20 protein-coding genes are annotated in these 22,774 nt (G+C 55.3%); 9 read left to right on the top strand and 11 right to left on the bottom strand.

Annotated elements, in window-relative coordinates; genetic code table 11:
• Nucleotides 1–8: 8 nt before the first annotated feature.
• The 8 genes from atpI to ravA all read right to left on the bottom strand — a co-directional run bounded on the left by atpI (nucleotide 9) and on the right by ravA (nucleotide 10,409).
• Nucleotides 9–389: a F0F1 ATP synthase subunit I gene (gene atpI / locus HX773_RS21955; RefSeq protein ID WP_064738312.1), complete on the bottom strand. Its 381-nt coding sequence runs from the start codon at nucleotides 387–389 to the stop codon at nucleotides 9–11.
• Between the two features lie 713 nt (nucleotides 390–1,102).
• Entirely contained in the window at nucleotides 1,103–1,720 is a 618-nt protein-coding gene (rsmG, locus tag HX773_RS21950; protein WP_176973321.1) for a 16S rRNA (guanine(527)-N(7))-methyltransferase RsmG, read from the bottom strand.
• Between the two features lie 47 nt (nucleotides 1,721–1,767).
• The gene (gene mnmG / locus HX773_RS21945) at nucleotides 1,768–3,657 is read right to left on the bottom strand and encodes a tRNA uridine-5-carboxymethylaminomethyl(34) synthesis enzyme MnmG (RefSeq protein WP_176973320.1); all 1,890 of its coding nucleotides are present in this window, start codon (nucleotides 3,655–3,657) and stop codon (nucleotides 1,768–1,770) included.
• A 442-nt stretch (nucleotides 3,658–4,099) separates the two neighbouring features.
• On the bottom strand, nucleotides 4,100–4,540 hold the full coding sequence (gene mioC, locus HX773_RS21940; RefSeq protein ID WP_064738315.1) for an FMN-binding protein MioC: 441 nt from the start codon (nucleotides 4,538–4,540) through the stop codon (nucleotides 4,100–4,102).
• 154 nt (nucleotides 4,541–4,694) lie between these two features.
• The gene (gene asnC, locus HX773_RS21935; protein WP_008106733.1) at nucleotides 4,695–5,156 is read right to left on the bottom strand and encodes a transcriptional regulator AsnC; all 462 of its coding nucleotides are present in this window, start codon (nucleotides 5,154–5,156) and stop codon (nucleotides 4,695–4,697) included.
• Nucleotides 5,157–5,262: 106 nt separating this feature from the next.
• Nucleotides 5,263–7,389 (bottom strand): 5-histidylcysteine sulfoxide synthase, encoded by a 2,127-nt coding sequence (gene ovoA, locus HX773_RS21930; protein ID WP_176973319.1) that lies wholly within the window; start codon nucleotides 7,387–7,389, stop codon nucleotides 5,263–5,265.
• A gap of 66 nt (nucleotides 7,390–7,455) precedes the next feature.
• Nucleotides 7,456–8,916: an ATPase RavA stimulator ViaA gene (gene viaA / locus HX773_RS21925; RefSeq protein ID WP_176973318.1), complete on the bottom strand. Its 1,461-nt coding sequence runs from the start codon at nucleotides 8,914–8,916 to the stop codon at nucleotides 7,456–7,458.
• Complete coding sequence (gene ravA, locus HX773_RS21920) at nucleotides 8,913–10,409, bottom strand: ATPase RavA (protein ID WP_176973317.1); 1,497 nt, start codon at nucleotides 10,407–10,409, stop codon at nucleotides 8,913–8,915. Before ravA ends, viaA begins: the two co-directional genes overlap by 4 nt.
• Before the next feature lie 297 nt (nucleotides 10,410–10,706).
• Between ravA and kup the strand changes: the two genes are divergently transcribed.
• Nucleotides 10,707–12,575 (top strand): low affinity potassium transporter Kup, encoded by a 1,869-nt coding sequence (gene kup / locus HX773_RS21915; protein WP_176973316.1) that lies wholly within the window; start codon nucleotides 10,707–10,709, stop codon nucleotides 12,573–12,575.
• A 56-nt stretch (nucleotides 12,576–12,631) separates the two neighbouring features.
• Here the strand turns inward: kup and qseC are convergent, their stop codons facing one another.
• Both qseC and qseB read right to left on the bottom strand, forming a co-directional pair.
• Entirely contained in the window at nucleotides 12,632–13,963 is a 1,332-nt protein-coding gene (gene qseC / locus HX773_RS21910) for a quorum sensing histidine kinase QseC (protein WP_176973315.1), read from the bottom strand.
• Nucleotides 13,960–14,622, bottom strand: a complete 663-nt coding sequence (gene qseB, locus HX773_RS21905; protein ID WP_176973314.1) for a quorum sensing response regulator transcription factor QseB — start codon at nucleotides 14,620–14,622, stop codon at nucleotides 13,960–13,962. Before qseB ends, qseC begins: the two co-directional genes overlap by 4 nt.
• A gap of 180 nt (nucleotides 14,623–14,802) precedes the next feature.
• Here qseB and HX773_RS21900 point away from each other — a divergent pair, with 180 nt between their 5' ends.
• From HX773_RS21900 to rbsR, 7 genes are all read left to right on the top strand, one after another.
• Nucleotides 14,803–15,198 carry a YgiW/YdeI family stress tolerance OB fold protein gene (locus HX773_RS21900; protein ID WP_176973313.1) on the top strand — a complete coding sequence of 132 codons (396 nt, stop codon included), beginning with the start codon at nucleotides 14,803–14,805 and terminating at the stop codon, nucleotides 15,196–15,198.
• A 172-nt stretch (nucleotides 15,199–15,370) separates the two neighbouring features.
• On the top strand, nucleotides 15,371–15,790 hold the full coding sequence (rbsD, locus tag HX773_RS21895; protein ID WP_176973312.1) for a D-ribose pyranase: 420 nt from the start codon (nucleotides 15,371–15,373) through the stop codon (nucleotides 15,788–15,790).
• Nucleotides 15,791–15,797: 7 nt separating this feature from the next.
• Nucleotides 15,798–17,306: a ribose ABC transporter ATP-binding protein RbsA gene (rbsA, locus tag HX773_RS21890; RefSeq protein WP_176973311.1), complete on the top strand. Its 1,509-nt coding sequence runs from the start codon at nucleotides 15,798–15,800 to the stop codon at nucleotides 17,304–17,306.
• Nucleotides 17,303–18,274, top strand: coding sequence for a ribose ABC transporter permease (gene rbsC, locus HX773_RS21885; RefSeq protein ID WP_176973310.1), 972 nt, complete (start codon nucleotides 17,303–17,305; stop codon nucleotides 18,272–18,274). The genes rbsA and rbsC overlap by 4 nt, the downstream gene beginning before the upstream one ends.
• A gap of 26 nt (nucleotides 18,275–18,300) precedes the next feature.
• Nucleotides 18,301–19,176 carry a ribose ABC transporter substrate-binding protein RbsB gene (gene rbsB, locus HX773_RS21880; protein WP_008106759.1) on the top strand — a complete coding sequence of 292 codons (876 nt, stop codon included), beginning with the start codon at nucleotides 18,301–18,303 and terminating at the stop codon, nucleotides 19,174–19,176.
• 64 nt (nucleotides 19,177–19,240) lie between these two features.
• The gene (gene rbsK, locus HX773_RS21875) at nucleotides 19,241–20,170 is read left to right on the top strand and encodes a ribokinase (protein ID WP_176973309.1); all 930 of its coding nucleotides are present in this window, start codon (nucleotides 19,241–19,243) and stop codon (nucleotides 20,168–20,170) included.
• A 13-nt stretch (nucleotides 20,171–20,183) separates the two neighbouring features.
• A complete protein-coding gene (gene rbsR / locus HX773_RS21870) occupies nucleotides 20,184–21,167 on the top strand; it encodes a ribose operon transcriptional repressor RbsR (RefSeq protein ID WP_176973361.1) in 984 nt (327 codons plus the stop codon).
• On the opposite strand, the gene mdtD is transcribed toward rbsR, so the two are convergent.
• Complete coding sequence (gene mdtD, locus HX773_RS21865; RefSeq protein ID WP_176973308.1) at nucleotides 21,164–22,567, bottom strand: multidrug transporter subunit MdtD; 1,404 nt, start codon at nucleotides 22,565–22,567, stop codon at nucleotides 21,164–21,166. The two genes, rbsR and mdtD, sit on opposite strands and share 4 nt — an antisense overlap.
• On the opposite strand from mdtD, the gene HX773_RS21860 reads away from it, so the two are divergent.
• Nucleotides 22,506–22,718: a hypothetical protein gene (locus HX773_RS21860; RefSeq protein WP_176973307.1), complete on the top strand. Its 213-nt coding sequence runs from the start codon at nucleotides 22,506–22,508 to the stop codon at nucleotides 22,716–22,718. The genes mdtD and HX773_RS21860 overlap by 62 nt on opposite strands.
• Nucleotides 22,719–22,774: the final 56 nt, after the last annotated feature.

The raw sequence follows: 22,774 nt of genomic DNA, 5'->3' as shown, positions 1-22,774 counted from the left end.
GATGCCTCTTACCCTTTGTTGTTAATTACAGCCGGAGCGACGATCTGCACCACCAGCACCGATAACCACGTGATTGCGAGTGGCCAGAAGACCGCTCCAAACACACCCAACGCCACCGCAAGGAAAATGACGGTTGTGAACACCTTCAACACTTCACCGAGGGCGAAGCTCCAGGCAACACGTCCTTTCGCAGGCGTTTGATCCTGCAGGCGCCAGGCCAAAAACATAAACAACACGTTCGGCAGCCAGGCTGCCACGCCACCCGCGATGGCGGAGGCGCCCCAGGTAACCTCTTTCAGGGTAAAGAGCGCACCGATGATGACAAAGGTCACCAGCTGAATGATCAGCACGGCCCGGGCTAATTTCACACTGTAAAGAGACACTGACATGACGCTGAACTCTCCTGCCCCGAACGGGGTATGTCGCGTGTCGTATAAGACTGCCTTTACTCATTTGAGTCAAGCAGCAAAAGCCGTGCAAATTATACGGGCGCCACCTGCGATTTCAATCGGTAAGTAGCGAAAAGGTGAACAATTATTTAAATTTCTTTCTGAAGGGCTATTTTTCAAAACATCGTCTTCAGGCAATGGCTGACTTTAAGTCTGAAAATGCCCGACCGACTTGCTTTTAAAGCGTGCTTTAGATCACATAATAAACAAGGAATGCCTGACTGAATTTGTTTCAGACAAGATTTATACGATTTCAAAATCGCCTAAAGAACCTATAAATCAGCGTGTTAAATTTATTTATTAACTGTTGCGCTACGATTTTCGAGAAAAACACTCTATTGACATCATGCGCTGCAATAAAAACGCAAAACTGATAATACGCACGCCAATTTATTGCAAAGTTATATTTTCCCCAGTGATTATTTGGTTGGGTAAATACACGCTATAAAGTGATCTAAGTGATAATAAAATGTGAATTATTCGTTAAATGTAACAGAGCTTTTCGGATAATTTCCGCCGGGGATGTTAACTCGCGCGCCCTGCCCTGCTAAATAAAAGCCTTTACCTAAAAGTGTTCAATCGCTGCTTTTTCGTTCAGGGAAATAACTAAGGCAAACGGCATGAACTGGCTCAAATCCATACCGTTTAAAAGGCTATTGGCGAGTAATCACTACCAGATGACGTTCACCATCCAGTTCGGGTACCTGCAGCGGTTGAATTTTTTCCACCATAAAGCCAGCGGGTAATGCAGCAATCTCATCATTCGGACGCACACCTTTCAAGGCATAAAAGCGACCTTCAGGACCCGGCAGATGATGACACCAGGTCAGCATGTCTTCGAGTGAAGCAAACGCACGGCTGATAACACCATCAAATGGTGGCTCAGACGGGAACGCTTCAACGCGGCTCTGCACCGGCGTGATGTTAGTAAGTCCTAACTCATGCTGCACCTGACGCAGGAAACGCACGCGTTTGCCGAGGCTGTCCAGCAAGGTGAAATGCGATTGCGGGCGCACAATGGCCAGCGGAATGCCTGGTAAGCCCGGACCAGTGCCCACATCAATAAAGCGTTCGCCCTGCAAATGTGGCTCAACCACCACGCTGTCGAGAATATGGCGTACCAGCATCTGCTGCGGGTCGCGCACTGATGTCAGGTTATAGGCCTTATTCCACTTATGCAGCAACTCAACATAGCCAACCAACTGCTGTTTTTGTTGATCGGTAAGGGAAATGTTTGCCGCTTTCAGCAGCGAGGAGAGTTTGTTGATCACAACGAGAATTCCATTAACGGGGGCGAGTTGCCTCGCCCCAAAGTCTATCAGGCGCTTTTACGCAGCAGGCCCTGTTTTTTCAGGTAAATCAGCAGAATTGAGATTGCCGCAGGCGTGATACCCGAAATACGTGACGCCTGGCCGATGGAGGTCGGTTTGTGATCGTTGAGTTTGGCGATCACTTCATTCGACAAGCCATTCACCTGACGATAGTCGAGCTCGACAGGCAACAAGGTGTTTTCATTGCGCAGCTGGCGATCAATCTCTTCCTGCTGACGCGCAATGTACCCTTCGTATTTCACCTGAATCTCCACCTGCTCAGCGGCTTGCTCATCTGGCAGCGCCGGACCGTAGCTGGCGAGTGACGTCAGCAGTGGATAGGTCATCTCTGGACGACGCAGCAGATCTTCACCGCTGGCTTCTTTGGTAAGCGGCGCGCTGATCACAGCGTTCACTTCTGCCACGTTATCCGATTTCGGATGCACCCACAGATCGCGCAGACGTTGACGCTCCTGCTCAATCGCCTCCAGTTTCTGGTTGTAGCGCGCCCAGCGAGCATCATCAACCAGACCGAGTTCGCGACCGGCTTCGGTCAAACGCAGATCGGCGTTATCTTCGCGCAGCATCAAGCGGTACTCCGCGCGCGATGTAAACATGCGGTACGGCTCTTTCGTGCCCAACGTGCAGAGATCGTCAACCAGCACACCAAGGTAAGCCTGATCGCGACGTGGCGCCCAGCCCTCTTTGTCGGCGGAAGCGCGTGCTGCGTTCAGTCCTGCCAGCAAACCTTGCGCGGCCGCTTCTTCGTAACCGGTAGTGCCGTTGATCTGGCCGGCAAAGAACAGGCCATGGATAAATTTGCTTTCCAGCGTCGGTTTAAGATCGCGTGGATCGAAGAAATCATACTCGATGGCGTAACCCGGACGGATGATCTTCGCGTTTTCCAGCCCTTTCATCGAACGTACGATCTGCATCTGTACGTCAAATGGCAGGCTGGTGGAGATACCATTCGGGTAGATCTCGTTGCTGGTCAGGCCTTCCGGCTCCAGGAAGATCTGGTGCGCATTACGATCGGCAAAGCGCATCACTTTGTCTTCGATCGACGGGCAGTAACGTGGACCAATACCTTCGATGATCCCGGCATACATCGGGCTGCGATCGAGGTTATTGCGGATCACGTCATGTGTCTGTTCGTTGGTGTAGGTGATCCAGCATGGCACTTGTTGTGGATGCTGTGAAACCTTGCCCATGAACGAGAACACCGGCATCGGATTATCACCGTGCTGCGGTGTCAGCACCGAAAAATCAATCGAGCGTGCGTCGATACGTGGCGGCGTACCGGTTTTCAGACGGTTTACGCGCAGCGGCAGTGCACGCAGGCGTTTTGCCAATGGGATTGATGGCGGATCGCCTGCACGGCCACCGCTGTAGTTATCCAGGCCAATGTGGATTTTGCCATCAAGGAAGGTCCCGACGGTCAGCACCACGGTTTTGGCGCGGAACTTCAAGCCCATTTGCGTCACAGCACCGACGACACGATCGTTTTCCACAATCAGATCGTCAACCGCCTGCTGGAAGATCATCAGGTTCGGCTGGTTCTCCAATGCGGTGCGTACCGCCTGGCGATACAGTACACGGTCAGCCTGAGCACGAGTGGCGCGAACAGCGGGGCCTTTACTCGCGTTTAGTATCCTAAACTGGATACCTGCCTGGTCAATCGCCGTGGCCATCAAACCGCCTAAGGCATCCACTTCCTTCACCAGATGTCCTTTCCCGATGCCACCGATCGCCGGGTTACAGGACATTTGTCCAAGCGTATCAATGTTATGGGTGAGTAACAGGGTTTGCTGACCCATTCGGGCTGCGGCCATCGCGGCCTCTGTGCCCGCATGACCACCACCGATTACGATGACGTCAAAAGGATCTGGATAAAACATGAAGTGGGTCCTCGTTAGTGTTTCGGACAGGGATCGTTGCCCTGGGCGGTGGATTCTACTGAAATAATGTCGGCGGCGAAAGTCGCGGGATCCTGAGGTTTAAAAGAAAGGATCTTAAGTCTTTTATATGATCTCTCTGTTAGATCTACTATTAGGATCGCTCCTAGCTGTTGATAACCCCGAAAAACGCAGGCTTAACAGCAGATTAGCGAGGATCATTAGCTGTGAATGATCGGTGATCCTGATCCGTATAAGCTGGGATCAAAATGGCTACTTATACACAGCCTAAAAAAGAAACAGCAGTTGTTCTTTGGATAACTACTGGTTATACGCATGAAACAGGCCATGTTATCCACAGTCGATCGCGGGTTTAACGCAAAAAAACAGCTCAATCAACTGGGGATCATTCTATTTTCCCGATCCCCAGCCACTAAAGATCGTTTTAAATCTGCGTTTTCCATGTGGCGACCCACACTTCGGCCGCGTCTTCCGGGATCTCATGCTCCAGCACGTCGATCTCCAGGCGATCGCCAATGCGTTTGGCGCCCAACTGGTTCAACTGCTCTTCCAGCAGCTTGATCGCGCCGCAGAAAAGATCGTATTCATGGTTACCGATGCCGACTGCGCCATAACGTAAGCCAGAGAGGTCCGGTTTTGTCTCTTGCAGTGCTTCATATAAAGGAAGCAAATTATCAGGCAGTTCACCGGCACCGTGCGTGGAGGTAACGATCAGCCAAATCCCTTCCGGTTGCAGCTCATCCAGCTCTGGGCCATGCAGCACCTCGGTTGAGAAGCCCGCTTCCTGCAGTTTTTCTTCCAGATGTTCAGCAACATATTCGGCGCTGCCAAGGGTACTTCCACTGATTAACGTAATATCGGCCATGATGCTCTCCCGCACTAAAGGCGAGCATTGTACGCTGTGATCAAGCCGTGATCCACCTGTGGAAAACAGGGTTAATAGTAGAAAGCATCAGGCGGCAAGTCGCGCCATACGCGCGATCTGCCGGGGATAAGTTTGTGCACAGCTAAGAGAGGGATCACGGCTTAATGGTGCGCATGATCGGGTTTTGCAGTGATATCAGGGTTTCGGTGGATTGAATTTCGTCGATGGTCTGGATCTTGTTGATCAATACCTGTTGCAAGGCATCGATCGATCGGCACATCACTTTGATAAAGATGCTGTAGTGGCCGGTGGTGTACCAGGCTTCCACCACTTCATCCAGCGCGTCGAGTTTGCTCAGAGCCGCCGGATAATCGCGCGCGCTTTTGAGGATAATGCCGATAAAGCAGCACACATCGAAGCCGAGCTGACGCGGATCGATCTCTACGCGCGTGCCCAAAATAATGCCCGCCTGACGCATCTTCTCCACCCGCACATGAATGGTACCGGGGCTAACGTTGAACTGCTTGGCGAGCTCGGCATAGGCGGTGCGCGCATTCTGTAGCAGCGCATTCAGAATGCCGCGATCCAGGTTATCCAGCTGAAGGTGTTCCGCCATTGTCCATCCTCGTTGAGTTCTTCTTCTATGAATAGAGGAGAATGTGCAGCAAATTAGCGGTACAGGCAAGGTGCAGACAACAGCCTTGCCGTTGTCTGCCTGCTTTTTAGCGCTTACGCCAGAAGGTCACTTGCGCCTGCGTGTGCTGGAATTTACGCGCCGTTTCGCGGATCACAAAGGGCACATCCTGCGGCGGTGCCACTTCGTCAAAGGCATCCCGCAACAGACGCTGCAGTGCCTGATAGGTCGTCAGCGCTTCGCCATTTTCGCGGACACCGCCCAGCCAGTTCTCTTTCGGCGTGAAATCTTCCAGCCAGGTGTACGGCGATGACAGCACCAGCAAACCACCGGCGCGGATCATCGGAGTAATGTCCTGCAGGAAGCGCTTCGGCTGACGCAGACGATCAATCAGGTTAGACGCCAGCACCAGATCGTAACGATCCGGCTGCGGCTTCAGGTTACAGGCATCGCCCTGAACAAACTGAATGCGCTGCGCCTGCTCAGCTTCCAGACCAAACTCTTTCAGCCGCACCTGACGATACTCCACCAGCTCGCCCTCTTCAGGCACCACGTAGCGGAAATCCTCACCGGAGGTCAGCTGCAGCGCGACATCAATAAAGCGCGCCGAGTAATCCATGCCGGTTACCGCCTCGAAGTGTCGCGCCAGTTCAAAGCTGGCTCGCCCGGTAGCACAGCCGATGTCCAGCGCCTGACCTCGCGCAGTACAGTGCGGCAGCAGTTTTTCCACCAGCGCAGCCGCGTAGTTAGGCACGTTGTAGTAGCTCGGGCCGTACTGGAAATCGAGATACTGCGACACCATGCTGTCAGTTTCATAAGGATTGAGCGCCATGCTCTCTTCATGGGAAGAAACCACATAGCGGAAACCGGCGTGCTGGAAGAAGTGACGACGGAAAGCGTAGCGTGCAGATTTCAGCGCTTCGTTGCCGGTGGAAATCCAGCTGCCACCTTTGATCAGCGCATGTTTGCCATCAAAGGTCGGTGTAGAAAAATCGTCGTACAGCGGATGCACCTTAAAGCCTTCGAAACCGTTGGTTGGCGTCGTGGTCCACTGCCAGACGTTGCCGACGATGTCGTAAAATTCACCCTGCGCGAAGCGATCGACCGGGCTGGAGGAAGCCCAATATGCCAGATTGATATTGCCCGGCGCTTCAGTCCAATCCGGCTGATCGCCGCCAACCTGCTCGCGCAGCTGCGCCCATTCGGCCTCGCAGGGAAGCTGAACAGATTTACCGGTCTCTTCGGCCAGCCAGCGACAGAACGCGGCGGCTTCCAGTTGATTCACTTCGGCTGGCCAATCCCACGGCATCGGCACTTCCTCGGCCAGCACGCGCAGTTTTAGCTGATCGGGCCGCTTTTCGTCACCGACCCAGAATGTCGGCATCTGCGCACCGGAGAATTCACGCCAGCTCCAACCTTCGTCATCCCACCAGCGGCGATCGTTATAACCGTCCGCCGCCATGAAGCGATAAAACTCGGCATTGCTGACCAGCATTTTGCTGGCCTTAAACGGCTTAAGTTCGGTCTGCTGGCTGCCATATTCGTTATCCCAGCCATAAGTGTCGTCGGTTTTGCCCTGCTGCACGCGGCCGCCGGGCATCGCGATCAGAGAATTTTCCGGTACCGATTGACGATCGTGACGCGCCTGCGGGCAAACCGGCCAGTGCGGCTGCGGCTTAACCCATTCAATCGGCAGCTGGCGCATCAGCACGCTGGAGGTTTCCAGATGAATACGTTCGTGCTCGATGCCCATCAAAACCACCCACGCCGGACTGTCCCAGTAGATCGGCAGTTCCAGCGGCATGGTGCGAATAAACTCACTCACCAGGCTTTTCACTTTGCCGCGATAGTCGCGTACTTCTGCGATGGTCGGCCAGTCGTAATGGCTGTCGTTGAGATCGTCCCAGCTCATCTCATCCACGCCAATCGCCATCATCGCTTCGATATGATCGTCAACGCGTTGATCGAGATAGCGGCCCGCCATCAGCTTATTAATGTAGAAGGTCGCGGTGTGGCCAAAATAGAAGATCAGCGGATGGCGCAGCGAAATGGCTTTGTTAAACCAGGCGCGCTCGTCCGCCAGACAATCAAACAGGCTTTCATACAGTTCCCAGGTTTGGGTGAAGTACGCCAGCAGCTCGGCCCGTTTTTGTTCGGAGTTTTGGCCGGAAAGTTTCAGCGTGCGGGTCGGTGCGGGAAGTTGGGCGGTTGTCACAAGGTGCTCCAGTTGCTAAGTGCTCGAACTTATCAATATAGCAAATTAGCATTTCCGCCAGATGAATTAGCGCTGCCAGCGGCGCAGCAGACGGCTTTTCAGGCCGGTATCGAAGCGCCAGATGTGATCGAAGATGCGCAGAATGCCGGGTTTGCCATGCAGCGACATCGCCACCGCGTGGAAGCGTTGTTGATGTTGGCGCTGACGCTGCTTAATGGTGCTGACGATGTCGTCCGGCAAACGCTGGGCAATAAAATCAGAGACGATCACCGCATCCGCTTCCTGCCACGCGCTGCCTTCCATGCGTTTCACCACCGCCGCAAGGCAGGCAGCGAGATCGGTGCCGCCGCGAAAACGCTGGCTGAGGAAACGGATCGCCTGCTCAATGCCGTTATCGGCGGTGAGTTCATAACCGATCACTTCATGAGCAAACAGCATGATGTAGCAGCGGCGCTTATCCGCCAGCGCCACTTTCAGCAGCGCCAGGCAAAAGGCTTTGGCGCAGCGTTCATTGAAACCGCCCATCGAACCGGACGTATCAACGCAGACGATGAACGGGCCGCGCGGTTGCTCTTCATGCTGCTGGTGGCTGACCGGGCTCAAGGTGACTTTTTCGTGCCACGCATCGCCCTGCAGACGATAGGTCAGCAAGCGTTTTTCGACTAAACGCCGATAAAACTCCAGCTCTAACTCGCTAATGCTCAATGCCGCCAGCTCAGGTGGCAACAGACGCAGCACATCATCGCTTTGATGAATGCCGCTGACTTCTTCCGGCACGTTATCCGGTTCGCGCACCAGCTGGTGAAACGCCTCCAGCGGCGCATCCTGCGACGGCACCGATTTGGCCTCGCGGCTGCGACCTAGCTGCTGCGCCAGCTTCATCAGCTCCGGCTGCTGGGCGAGGAAATCGCCGTACTGCACGATCAGTTCATAATCGCCGTGCTGCAGCGGCGCTTTGCTCAAATCCCACAGGCGTCCGGCGGCGGCTTCATCATCATCGGTAAGAATCGGCGCCAGCTGACCGCTGATCGCCATGCGCTGCTGCAGCTCGGCCATCAGGCGTTCTCGCTGCTCTTCCAGAATGGTTTCATTCAGCGTCAGCGTTTGCAGCGTCAGGCTGAGACGCCAGCGTTGCAGGAACAAGGTGTGTTGCGCATTGCTGAGCTGGTCGCTTTCGGCATTGAGCAGCAGTTTGCTGGCTTCTTCGATGAACGGCGACGGCAAGCTTTTCAACTGCGTCATTATGTTGGGTAACTGCTGGGTGAAATGTTGCGTGCTGAGCAGCTGCATCTGCTGAAACAGCTGAAACTCCTGCGCCAGCGCTTGTGGCACCGGCGTGACTTTGATCTGCTCGGCGATCTCCGATCGCCAGCGCGGCAGATCGCGCATCATGGCTTGCTTCAGGCGGGGAAACTTCTCAAAAAACAGCGCCAGTTGCGGCGAGGCGAGCAGCGCGATAATCAGCTCTTCGATTAACTCGGTTTCGCCAATCGACAGCAGCGCACTCAGCGTCTCCAGTGAGATCATTTTCTCGCCTGTTTCAGCTGTTCCGCGACATCCTGCAGGCTGGTTTCAATGCGTGCCAGCCAGTCATCGCTAATGAACAGGCAGCGCTGATGCTGGCTGAACAGCGTGCGCTGCGCGCGCAGCTGGGTTTCCAGCGCGTCATACTCATCGGCGATCTCCTGCGGCATCTCGCTGCTGCTGCTGGCGCCCGGCAGCGTCAGACGCGTGGATTGCAGGCTAACATCGCGCAGCGTCAAACAGTGATGCGTATCCACCAGCATATCCAGCGTCTGACCAAAGCCAATGCCGTTCAGCTTGCCGCGGATTTCACCGCCTTTTAGCAGCCACTGATCCAGTGCTTCGCGGCCAATCAGGATGTGCGTCACCTGCATGTCGTGCAGCATCAACGGCTGTTGCAGCATCAGCGTCAGCTGATCATCGGTGATGGCGGCGGGTAATTCGTAATGCGGTTTGCGGCTGAACATGCCGCTGTGTTTCTCCAGCGTCAGCGCTTGCGCCACGCTTTGCTGCTGTTGCAGCGCCAGACGGCGGCCTTTGATCTGCTGCAGCTTGTGTAGCAGCGCCTGTTGCTGCCACGCATGTTGCGACATCAGCGTATCGATTTCGCGATCCAGCATTTTCATCGACGCCACGTCATGCCACAGACAATCTTTCAGCAGCACTAAGTCGATGGGCGCGATGGTCACGCGACCACTGTAAAAGGCGCTGGCCTGCAACAGGTGAATGGCTTTTTTCCAGCGACGATCGGAAATGTAAGGCGCGTCCGGCAGCGTTTCTAACTGCTGACGAAGCTGATAGATCAGTTCAAACACGTGATCCGGCAAACTGACCTGGCTGATGCCTTTCTGCCACTGCTCATACTCTTCGTCGCTGATGCGCAACGATTCCGCCACCGGATTGTCGTTTTCATCCTGCTGGTGGGTGAGCATGCTGCGGAAGTTCTGCTTCTCATGCACGTTATCCAGCCACAGGCGAATCAACATGCGGTCATACAGCGCTTCCAGGCCGCTATCGGCTTCCGGCAGTTCGTTGGAAGCGGTAACCAGCAGGCGCATCGGGATTTTTTCTTCGCTGTCGCCATTACGGAAGCGGCGTTCGTTGATGGCGGTCAGCAAGGTATTCAGAATCGCCGGGCCGGCTTTCCAGATTTCGTCGAGGAAGACAATTTCGGCATCCGGCAGATAGCCTTTGGTCAGACGCTGATAACGCCCTTCATCTTTCAGTGCCTGAATCGACAGCGGACCAAACACCTCTTCAGGGGTGGAAAAACGGGTCATCAGGTATTCAAAAGCGCGGGCGTGCTGGAAGGCGTATTTTAATCGGCGGGCAATCAGACTCTTGGCGATGCCCGGCGGCCCGAGCAGAAACACGCTTTCGCCACTTAAGGCAGCCAGCAAACAGAGGCGGATCGCGTGATGGCGTTCATACAGCCCTTTTTCCAGAGCGTTGCTCAGGCGAGAAATTCTTTCTGCCAAAAGATGGGGTTGAGCCATAATCACATCATTATCCTTTTGATCCTGGTGCCGTCATATTCTGGCAAGCGCAATACTCTACTGATTATCATGCGCGATTGCGTTGATAGCCGTCAGCTTTTTTGTTTCAGAAGGTTGATGCGAGAGAACTCGCCGCTTCCAACGGTTTTTTGGCGCTATTTTCGGCGAAAAACCGCGTCACCGACGCGATGGTGACACTTTGTAAGAGTAGGTTTTTTTGGGAATATGTGCATACTGTGCGCTTTTTGATGGCTTGAGCGGAAGGCAAGCGCCTCCGGCTCCAACAAAAGACAACTTATGAGCTCGGATAAGAAACAGTCCCTTGGGGCAGTCACGCTGGCGGCAATTGGCGTGGTGTATGGCGATATCGGTACCAGCCCACTCTATACATTGCGTGAATGTCTCTCTGGTCAGTTTGGATTTGGCGTAGAGCGCGAAGCGGTTTTTGGCTTCCTGTCGCTGATCTTCTGGCTGCTGATTCTGGTGGTGTCGCTGAAATACATCAGCTACGTGATGCGTGCAGATAACGCCGGTGAAGGCGGGATTCTAACGCTGATGTCGCTGGCCGGACGCCATACCGGCGCCAGAGCCACCGCGATTCTGGTGATCATGGGCCTGATCGGCGGCAGCTTCTTCTATGGGGAAGTGGTGATCACGCCGGCGGTGTCGGTGCTATCGGCGATAGAAGGTCTGGAAATTGCCGCGCCGAGCCTCGATACCTACATCGTGCCGTTGGCGATTGCGGTGCTGACCTTGCTGTTTGTCATCCAGAAGCACGGCACCGGCATTGTCGGTAAGCTGTTCGCGCCAGTGATGCTGCTGTGGTTTATCATCCTCGCCGTATTGGGTGCGCGTAGCATTATCAATAATCCTGACGTGCTGCACGCCATGAACCCTTACTGGGCGCTGCACTTCTTTATCCAGTACAAAAGTGTCTCCTTCTTCGCGCTGGGCGCGGTGGTGCTGGCCATTACCGGCGTGGAAGCGCTGTATGCCGATATGGGCCACTTCGGTAAATTCCCGATTCGTCTCGCCTGGTTTATCGTGGTGCTGCCTTCGCTGGTGCTCAACTACTTTGGTCAGGGCGCGCTGCTGCTCAAACATCCTGAAGCGATCAAAAACCCGTTCTTCCTGCTTGCGCCGGATTGGATGCTGATCCCGATGTTGATTCTGGCAACCTTAGCCACGGTGATTGCCTCGCAGGCGGTAATTTCCGGCGTGTTCTCATTAACGCGTCAGGCGGTGCGTCTCGGCTATTTGCCGCCGATGCGCATTGTGCACACCTCAGAAGAGGAGTCCGGGCAGATCTACATTCCAGTGATTAACTGGCTGCTCTACTTCTCGGTGGTGATTGTGATTGTCGGCTTTGAGCACTCCAGCAATCTGGCGGCGGCTTACGGCATCGCGGTCACCGGCACCATGGTGCTGACCGCCATTCTCTGTTCTACCGTGGCGATTCAAAACTGGCACTGGAACCGCTATCTGGTGGTGCTGATTCTGATTGCCATGCTGATCATCGACGTGTCGCTGTTCTCCGCCAACCTGATCAAGGTGTTCTCCGGCGGTTGGCTGCCGCTGACGCTGGCGCTGATGATGTTCATCATCATGACCACCTGGAAAAGCGAGCGTTTCCGTCTGCTGCGTCGTATGCATGAGCACGGCAATTCACTGGAAGCGATGATTGCGTCGCTGGAGAAATCGCCGCCGGTACGCGTGCCGGGCACTGCGGTGTATATGTCGCGTGCGCTGAATGTGATTCCATTTGCCATGCTGCATAACCTCAAGCACAACAAAGTGTTGCACGAGCGCGTGGTGCTGCTGACGCTGCGTACGGAAGATGCGCCTTACGTGCACAACGTCCGTCGTGTGACCATCGAACAGCTGTCGCCGACCTTCTGGCGTGTGGTGGCGAGTTACGGCTGGCGCGAAACGCCAAACGTCGAAGAGATTTTCCACCGTTGCGGTCTTGAAGGCCTGAACTGCCGCATGATGGAAACCTCCTTCTTTATGTCGCATGAATCGCTGATTATCGGCGATCGTCCGTGGTATCTGCGCCTGCGCGGCAAGCTGTTCCTCGCGCTGCAACGCAATGCGCTACGCGCGCCGGATCAGTTTGAAATCCCACCGAACCGCGTGATCGAGCTGGGAACCCAGGTCGAGATATAAGTTGTTTGCGGTCGCCATAAATGGCGACCCTACGAAACCTGGACATTGCCATTGCATCACCAACTTAAGGTGACGCGCAATCCTCCGCTGGCGCGCTGGCTGAACTGCAATCGAACGCCGTGCAGCTGAGCAATATTCTTCACGATGGAAAGCCCTAATCCGCTGCCGGTTTGCGCCTGTCCCGGCGGTCGCCAGAAGCGTTCACCCAACCTTGCCAGCTGCTCATCGCTGACGCCAGGCCCGTTGTCATCAACGGTAATGGCGCGAGCATTGAGCTGCACATCAATTGTGCTGCCCGACGGCGAATAGCGCAGCGCGTTATCCAGCAAATTCCGCACCATCAAACCCAGCAGCAGCGGATGACCGTTCATCACCGGTTCGGCGTGGCTGGTGAACTGCAAAGCGGTGTTCTGTTGTTCCGCCTGCGGGAAGTGCTCCGCCAGCAGGTTTTGCAGCAGCGGCGCCAGCGCCACCGGTTGAAACTCGCTGCGCAGGTCGTCTGCTTCCACGCGTGACAGCGTTAAGAGCTGATCCACCAGACGCGTGGCACGCACGATGCCGCTATCCAGTTGTTGAATCGCCCGTTTGCGCATCGCCTCATCATCATCGGCCAGCTGAATCACTTCACTCTGCACGCGCAGCGCCGCCAGCGGGCTGCGCAGTTCATGGGCGGCATCAGAGGTAAAGCGACGTTCGCGCTGTACCAGATGCGCCATACGACTGAACAAGCCGTTAAGCGCCACCACCAGCGGCTTCACCTCTTTAGGCAAGCGCGTGTCCGGCAATGGCGTGGCATCATCCGGCGCACGCTGATGCAGGGAAAGCGTGAGGCGTTTCAACGGGCGCAGCTCGAACCACACCAGCGCCAGCAGCAACAGCAACATAAAGGGCATGGCGATCAGCCACGGCAACAGGCTGCTGAGCGCCAGATCGCGCGTCATATCTTCGCGGTATTCCCACTCTTGCCCGACCACCACGCGATAACGCTTATCCTCGGAGGTGAGCCACACTAAGCGCCAGCTGTCTTTATCGCCGCGCAGCCGGCCATCAACAAAGCCATCGCGCTGATGGTCGAACTGCAGATCGCGGCCGTTTTCGCCGTCGTTCAACAGCGGTTTTCCTTCCGCGCTGAAAATGGCAAACGCCAGCGCATCATCATCCTGATCGCCACGATGATGGCGCAGGATCGCTTTGGTTTTCGGCAGCGTCACGTCCTGCAGCGAGGTGGGATCGAGCGCTATCAGCCGTTTGGCGAACAGCATTTGCTGAGTATCAAACAGTTCGTTCACCGTATCGCGGGTTTGATGCCAGGCGCTGAGGCCGGCCAGGCCGCCGCACAGTATAATCAGCAGCACAAAGCCGATGGCGAGACGTAGAAACAGACTCATTCCGCCGCTCCCAGCGTATAACCGACGCCGTGTACGGTACGAATAAACTGGCTGCCGAGTTTCTTGCGCAGATGATGAATGTGCACTTCCACCGCATTGCTGGAGACATCTTCATCCCAGCTGTAGAGCTTTTCTTCCAGCTGACTGCGCGTCAGCACGCGGCCAGGATTACGCAGAAACAGTTCCAGCAGCGCCAGTTCGCGGCTCTTCAGGCTGACGGCTTCGCCATCGCACAGCACGCTGTGGCTGCCGGGTGCCATTACCACTTTGCCGTGTTTAAGTTCCGGCTGCAGTTGCCCATGACGGCGACGGATCAACGCCTGCAAGCGTGCCGCCACTTCTGTTAATGCAAACGGCTTGCACAGGTAATCGTCGGCGCCGAGTTGCAATCCCTGTACGCGCTGATCGAGCGCATCGCGCGCGGTGAGAATCAGCACCGGCACATCGTGTCCTTGCTGGCGCCACTGACGCAGGATATCCAGACCATCGCGTTCTGGCAGCGACAGATCCAGCACCACCGCGTCCCAGGGCGCGGCCGTCAACGCCTGAAATCCGGCTTCGCCGGAGACAAACCAATCCACGCTGAAACCAAGTTTGGTCAACCCGACTTTCAAACCGTCGCCAATCAGCGTGTCATCTTCAATCAGTAAAATGCGCATCAACTCTCCTTCTGTTAAGCGGAGTTATACGAAGCACAATCGCTCTTGTACAGCGAAAATCCCGGCAAATAGGCTATTTTTCATGAATGTTAGCCAAACGGATTCTCTTAAGATCCTGTTAAGAACCTTATGGTGAAATAGCTTCCGTAAACCGACACATTCATGGAAAAGAGGTGAATTATGAAAAAGTCTGCAGCTCTGTTAGCGATTGTCGCCCTGGCCGCCACGCCGGTTCTTGCCGCTCAGCAAGGTGGTTTTGTTGATCCGAATGCGCCATCCGCGCAGGTGAAGTCCGGTGGGTTCAAAGCCGATAACACCAGCGTTGTCACGGTGAAACAGGCCGAAGAGATGAAAGACGACAGCTGGATTACCGTGCGCGGTACGCTTGAGAAGCAAATCGGTGATGAGGATTATCAATTCCGTGATGCAACCGGCACCATGAAGGTCGAAATCGATCACAAACGCTGGAACGGTTTGACCATCACGCCGAAGGATCAGGTAGAACTGACCGGCGAACTGGATAAGGATTTCAACTCCATCGAACTGGACGTGAAACAGGTACGTAAACTGCCATAATCCCATCTTCGGGGCCGCAGCAGCGGCTCCAAAATCCCACCAAACTCAAATTCTCTCTGGCACAAGCGAAACGTTTCGATGGCGATCACATTTCCGTGATGCCGCCATTGAGTTGCCGTGCGCATTTTATACACTCCCGATCAGCGAAACGTTTCGCTGTGGAGTGGAATAAATGAAAAAAGGTCGCTTGTTAAACGCTGAAGTCTCTCATGTGATTGCTCGCCTGGGGCACACCGATACGCTGACGATTGCAGATGCAGGCTTGCCGATTCCGGCTAGTCCACAGCGCATCGATCTGGCGTTAACGCCGGGTACGCCCGAATTTCTACAGGTGGTTGAGGTTGTCACGCAGGAGATGCAGGTCGAAAGCGCCCTGATGGCGGACGAGATTAAGCAGCACAATCCGCAACTCCACAGCGCACTGCTCGCCGTGCTCGAAGCCTTGCAACAGCACCAGGGGAATGTCATCACCATACGTTACACCAGCCATGAACAATTCAAACAACAAACGCAGCGTAGTCAGGCGGTCATTCGCAGCGGAGAGTGTTCTCCGTATGCGAATGTCATTCTGAGCGCCGGCGTGACCTTCTGAGGCCGCTATGCAACCGTTATTGCAACTCAAAGGGATTGAAAAGTCGTTTCCTGGCGTCAAGGCGCTGAATGGCGCATCGCTCGCCGTTTATCCGGGACGAGTTATGGCGCTGGTGGGTGAAAACGGCGCGGGCAAATCCACCATGATGAAAGTGCTGACCGGCATTTACAGCATGGATGCCGGTTCCCTGCAGTGGCTCGGTAAGGATGTGGCGTTCTCTGGCCCGAAAGCGTCGCAGGAAGCCGGCATTGGCATTATCCATCAGGAACTGAACCTGATTCCGCAACTGACCGTCGCCGAGAATATCTTCCTTGGCCGCGAATTTGTTAACCGCTTTGGCCGCATCGAATGGAAAAAGATGTATGCCGAGGCGGATGCGCTATTAAAGCGCCTCAATCTGCGTTTCAACAGCCACAAGCTGGTGGGCGATTTATCGATTGGCGATCAGCAGATGGTCGAGATCGCCAAAGTGCTCAGCTTCGAGTCGAAAGTCATCATTATGGATGAACCGACCGATGCGCTGACCGATACCGAAACGCTGTCGCTGTTCCGCGTCATCAATGAACTGAAAGCGCAGGGCTGCGGCATCGTCTATATCTCGCACCGCATGAAAGAGATCTTCGAGATTTGCGATGACGTCACCGTGTTCCGCGATGGGCAGTTTATTGCCGAACGCGCGGTGTGCGATCTCAGCGAAGAGAGCCTGATCGAGATGATGGTCGGCCGCAAATTGGAAGATCAATATCCGCGTATCGATCAACAGCCGGGTGAGATCCGCTTAAAAGTCGAAAACCTCAGCGGTCCGGGCGTTGATAACGTCAGCTTTACGCTGCGCAAAGGGGAAATCCTTGGCGTGTCGGGCCTGATGGGCGCGGGACGTACTGAACTGATGAAAGTGCTGTACGGCGCAATGCCGCGCAGCAAAGGCAGAGTGACGCTGAACGGCCGCGAGATCGTGACGCGCTCTCCGCAGGATGGTCTCGCCAACGGCATCGTGTATATCTCGGAAGACCGCAAGCGCGATGGCCTGGTGCTCGGCATGTCGGTGAAAGAGAACATGTCGCTGACCGCGCTGCGCTATTTCAGCACCGGCGCGGGCAACCTGCGACACAGTGATGAGCAGCTGGCGGTGGGCGATTTTATCCGCCTGTTCAACGTTAAAACCCCGTCAATGGAGCAGCCGATTGGTCTGCTGTCTGGCGGTAATCAGCAAAAAGTGGCGATCGCGCGCGGTTTGATGACGCGTCCGGATGTGCTGATCCTCGATGAACCGACGCGCGGCGTCGATGTTGGGGCGAAAAAAGAGATTTATCAGTTAATTAACCAGTTTAAAGCCGAAGGGCTGAGCATCATTTTGGTGTCGTCAGAAATGCCGGAAGTGTTGGGCATGAGCGACCGCATCGTGGTGATGCATGAAGGCCATCTGAGTGGCGAATTTTCCCGTGAGCAAGCTACCCAGGAATCCCTGATGGCGGCGGCAGTCGGTAAGCAACACAGCGAGGAGTTAGTTGTATGAGCACCCAAACCTTACCCGCCAGCCGTCGTTGGTTCAGCAAAACCTGGCTGCTTGAGCAGAAATCCCTGATCGCGCTGATCGTGCTGATCGCCGTGGTCGCCAGCCAGAGCCCGAACTTCTTCACGCTGCCTAACATGTTCAACATTCTGCAGCAGACATCAGTCAACGCCATCATGGCGGTGGGTATGACGCTGGTGATTCTGACCTCGGGCATTGATTTATCGGTGGGATCGCTGTTGGCGCTAACCGGCGCAGTCGCGGCGTCTATCGTCGGATTAGAAGTGAATGCACTGGTGGCCGTTGCGGCTTCGCTGGCGCTGGGTGCCGCAATTGGCGGTATCACCGGCGTGATTGTGGCGCGCGGCAAGGTACAGGCATTTATCGCCACGCTGGTAATGATGTTGCTGCTGCGCGGCGTCACCATGGTTTACACCAACGGCAGCCCAATCAACACCGGCTTTAATGACAACGCCGATCTGTTTGGCTGGTTCGGCATCGGTCGTCCGCTGGGTATCCCAACGCCGGTCTGGTTGATGGTGATCGTGTTCGCGCTGGCGTGGTACATGCTGCATCACACCCGCCTTGGTCGTTACATCTATGCACTGGGCGGCAACGAAGCGGCCACGCGTTTATCTGGCATCAACGTTAGTCGCGTCAAAATCATCGTCTATTCGCTGTGCGGTTTGTTGGCAGCGTTAGCAGGCACCATTGAAGTGGCGCGCCTCTCTTCCGCACAACCTACGGCGGGAACCGGTTATGAACTGGATGCGATTGCTGCGGTGGTGCTGGGCGGTACCAGCCTGGCGGGCGGTAAAGGTCGCATCATGGGCACGCTGATTGGTGCGCTGATTCTCGGTTTCCTCAACAACGGTTTGAATCTGATGGGTGTCTCTTCCTATTACCAGATGATTGTTAAAGCCGTTGTCATTCTGCTGGCGGTGCTGGTGGATAACAAAAGCAGTAAATAACTCTGACCTTCACACAGGATTTAAAAATGAAAAAGTTAACTGCATTGGCCGTCATTCTTGGCGCCACCCTCAGTGCTGGCGCGATGGCAAAGGACACCATTGCTCTGGTGGTTTCAACCCTGAATAATCCGTTCTTTGTCTCTCTGAAAGATGGCGCACAGAAAGAAGCTGACCAACTGGGTTATAACCTCGTGGTGCTGGATTCGCAGAACAACCCAGCGAAAGAGTTGGCCAACGTGCAGGATCTGACAGTACGCGGCACCAAGCTGCTGCTGATCAACCCAACCGATTCTGATGCGGTGGGCAATGCCGTGAAGATGGCGAACCAGGCCAATATTCCGGTGATTACGCTGGACCGCGTGGCAGCACAAGGCACCGTGGTGAGCCACGTCGCTTCTGACAACCGCTTCGGTGGCAAAATGGCCGGTGACTTCATTGCCAAAAAACTCGGCGATGGCGCGAAGATCATTGAACTGCAAGGCATTGCCGGTACGTCTGCGGCGCGCGAGCGTGGCGAAGGTTTCAAACAAGCGGCTGATGCGCACAAATTCAACATCCTGGCGAGCCAGCCTGCTGACTTTGACCGTACTAAAGGTCTGAACGTGATGCAGAACCTGCTGCAGGGACATCCGGATGTGCAGGCGGTATTTGCTCAGAACGACGAAATGGCGCTGGGCGCGCTGCGTGCGCTGCAAACCGCCGGTAAAACCGACGTGCTGGTGGTGGGCTTTGACGGCACCGCTGACGGTGTGAAAGCGGTAGAATCGGGTAAACTGACCGCCACTGTGGCGCAGATGCCAGACAAGATTGGTGTGATTGGCGTGCAGACTGCCGATAAAGTATTGAAAGGCGAGAAGGTGCAGGCGGTTAATCCTGTTGACCTGAAGTTAGTGACCAAATAATAAGTAAAGAAAAGCAGGGCAACGCGCCACCTTCCCGGTGGCGCAACTTTCTGGATGAATCCCAATGACCACAAGCGCAAAACTGGCCGTTCTCGGCAGCATTAATGCCGATCACATTCTCAACCTCGCCCATTTTCCGCGTCCGGGCGAAACGGTGATCGGGAAACAGTATCAAATTGCCTTTGGCGGCAAAGGGGCCAATCAGGCGGTGGCTGCGGGCCGTGCCGGTGCAGACATTGCTTTTATTGCCTGCGTAGGCGCTGATGATATTGGCGAGCGCATTCGTCAGCAGTTGCAGCAAGACCGCATTAATACCGCACCCGTTGAAACCGTCGCTGATGAAGCGACCGGCGTGGCAATGATCTTCGTGAATGGCGAAGGCGAAAATAATATCGGCATCTATTCCGGTGCCAATGCCGCGCTGACGCCAGCTCGCGTTGCGCAGCATCAGCAGGTGATTGCCGATGCCGATGCGTTGCTGATGCAGTTGGAATCTCCGCTGGAAAGCGTTCTGGCCGCCGCGAAGATTGCGCGTGCGCAGCAGACGCAAGTGATCCTCAATCCCGCACCGGCCACTGCGCTCTCTGATGAGCTGCTCGCGCTTATCGACATCATCACGCCAAATGAAACCGAAGCTGAAATTCTCACCGGCATTGCGGTGAAGAGCGATGAAGATGCCGCGCGTGCTGCTGCGGCATTGCATGCGAAAGGTATTGCTACCGTGTTGATCACGCTAGGCCGTCGCGGTGTGTGGCTGAGTGAGCAAGGCAACGGCGTGCGCATTCCGGGCTTCAGCGTGCAGGCCATTGATACTATCGCGGCGGGCGATACCTTCAACGGGGCATTTATTACCGCACGTCTGGAAGGTGTGGCGATGCACGACGCCGTACGTTTCGCCCATGCCGCCGCCGCGATTGCGGTGACGCGTCCGGGCGCACAGCCCTCAGTGCCGTGGCGCACTGAGATTGACGCCTTCCTGCAACAACAGGACTAAGCGCTTGGCTACCATGAAAGATGTCGCCCGCCTGGCGGGCGTCTCTACCTCCACCGTTTCACACGTCATCAATAACAATCGCTTTGTCAGCGAGCTGGTGCGTGAAAAGGTGGATCAGGCGATTCGTGAGCTGAACTATGCGCCGTCCGCGCTGGCGCGCAGCCTGAAGATCAAACAGACCCGCACCATCGGCATGCTGCTGACCGCCAGCAGTAACCCGTTCTATTCCGAAGTGGTGCGTGGCGTAGAAAACAGCTGCTACGAACGCGGCTACAGCCTGATTCTGTGTAATACCGAAGGCGATGAAGAGCGCATGAATCGCAGCCTTGAAACGCTGATGCAAAAGCGCGTCGATGGTTTACTGATGATGTGCACCGAAACCCATCTGCCGTCGGCGGAGATCCTCAATCGTTATCCGTCGGTACCGATGGTAATGATGGACTGGGCGCCATTTGAAGGGCGCGGCGACATTATTCAGGATAACGCGCTGCTCGGCGGCGAGCTGGCAACCCAGCATCTGATCGATCGCGGCTACAGGCGCATTGCCTGTATTGCCGGGCCGCAGGATAAAACGCCCGCGCGTTTGCGTCTTGAGGGGTTCCATAAGGCGATGGCCAACAGCGGATTATCGGTGCCGCCGGGTTATGTGGTTGATGGCGATTTCGAGTTTCAGGGCGGCTTCAACGCCATGAATCAGCTGCTGACGCTGGATACGCTGCCCGAAGCGATCTTTACCAGCAACGATGCGATGGCGGTTGGCGTCTATCACGCCTTGTTCCAGGCCGGATTGCGCGTGCCGCAGGATATTGCGGTGATGGGCTATGACAACATTGAGCTGGCGCGTTACCTGACGCCGCCGCTCAGCACCATCCATCAGCCGAAAGATGAGTTAGGCGAACTGGCGATTGATACCTTGATTCATCGTATGAGCGATCCCGACGCCAGTCAGCAAACGCTGGTGCTGACGCCGGAGCTGGTGGAGCGCGGTTCGGTCTAAGCCGCTTTCTTCTTTTTCTCGCGGTTGGCGATCAGATTACGGCCGTCGCCCGGACGTAACATCATAAAGGTAAAGGCAGACAACACCGTAACGACGCCCATCGTCAGGAAGGTGGCGTGGAATTGCGCGACGGTTGTGGCCTCGACATCCTGATAGAAACGCAGCACTGCGGCGCTCACCGCCACACCAAAGCTGATCGACAGCTGCTGAGTTACTGCCAGCACACTGTTCCCGCCGCTGGCATTCTCATCATTTAAATCCGCCAGCGTGATGGTGTTCATCGCGGTGAACTGCGTTGACATCGCCATCCCCAGAATCAACAGTGCCGCCAGCAACATCACCACGCTGCCACCTGGCGATTGCAGTGAGAAGGTGGCGATCAATATGCCAATAATAATGGTGATACCAACCAGCGTATGGCGATAACCAAAGCGGCGTAGCACTTGCGTCACCGTGGATTTCGCCAGCAGCGCGCCAATCGCCGTTGGTCCCATCATGCAACCGGCAATCAGCGCGGGATAACCAAAGCCCACCTGCAACATCAGCGGCATCAGGAACGGAATGCAGCCGGTTCCCAGACGCGAAGCAATGTTGCCAATGATGCCAACCGAAAAGGTGCGGGTTTTAAACATCGGCAGATTAATCAGCGGTGCCGGATGACGTCGCGCATGCACTATATAGAGAAGAAGTAATGCAATGCCGCTAAACAGCACCAACAACGCTTGCCACGGCAGCACCACGCGCTCGCCAAACAACTCGATACCGACCGAGATCAGCACCAGACCCAAACCAAACAGCAGGAAGCCTAAAAAGTCGAAGCGGCGTTTTGGGGTAGTGAAGTCCGGCATATATTTGCGCGCGTAGAAGATGCCTGCGATACCGATGGGAATGTTGATGAGGAATATCCAGTGCCAGCTGGCGTAGGTCACTAACAACCCGCCAAGCATCGGGCCCAGAATCGGACCCACTAAACCCGGCATGGTAACGAAGTTCAGCACGGGCAGCAGTTCACTGCGTGGATAAGCGCGTAACAGCGCCAGGCGCGCGACGGGCATCATCATCGCCCCGCCAATCCCCTGCACCACGCGCGAGACCACCAACATGCTCAGCGAGCCGGATAAGGCACAGGCCAGCGAACCCAGCGTAAATAGCGATACCGCAAGAATGAAGATTTTGCGTGTGCCGTAGCGATCGGCCAACCAGCCACTCACCGGAATCAGCATCGCTACCGTTAGCGTGTAACTGATGATGGCGGATTGCATGGCTAAAGGAGAACGTTCAAGGCTGGTGGCGATAGCAGGAAGCGCAGTATTCAGGATGGTGGCATCAAGTGCTTGCATGAAAAACGCCATGGCGGCAATCCAGGGCAAGCCGGCCATACTGCGCGCGGAGCGAATCATTGAAAGTCCTTCTCGAATAATTGTCAGCCTGCGACAAAGAAATTACGTTTGGTTAAAGAGAATAGCATTGGTGTTTAAGGTGATGGCGCTGATTTATGCCGATGAAGCGGCGATTTTGACTGATTCTTCGCCGGAAAATGTCCGTTTTTAACGCGTTCGTTTAAAAAAGAGGCGCTCAGTCATTTTTTTGCAATTAACCCTTGTCAG

The organism is Pantoea sp. B9002 (genome assembly GCF_013385945.1).
Taxonomy (GTDB): Bacteria; Pseudomonadota; Gammaproteobacteria; order Enterobacterales; family Enterobacteriaceae; genus Pantoea.
The sequence above is the reverse complement of the archived record's forward strand: the minus strand, read 5'-3'. Positions and strand labels throughout refer to the sequence as shown.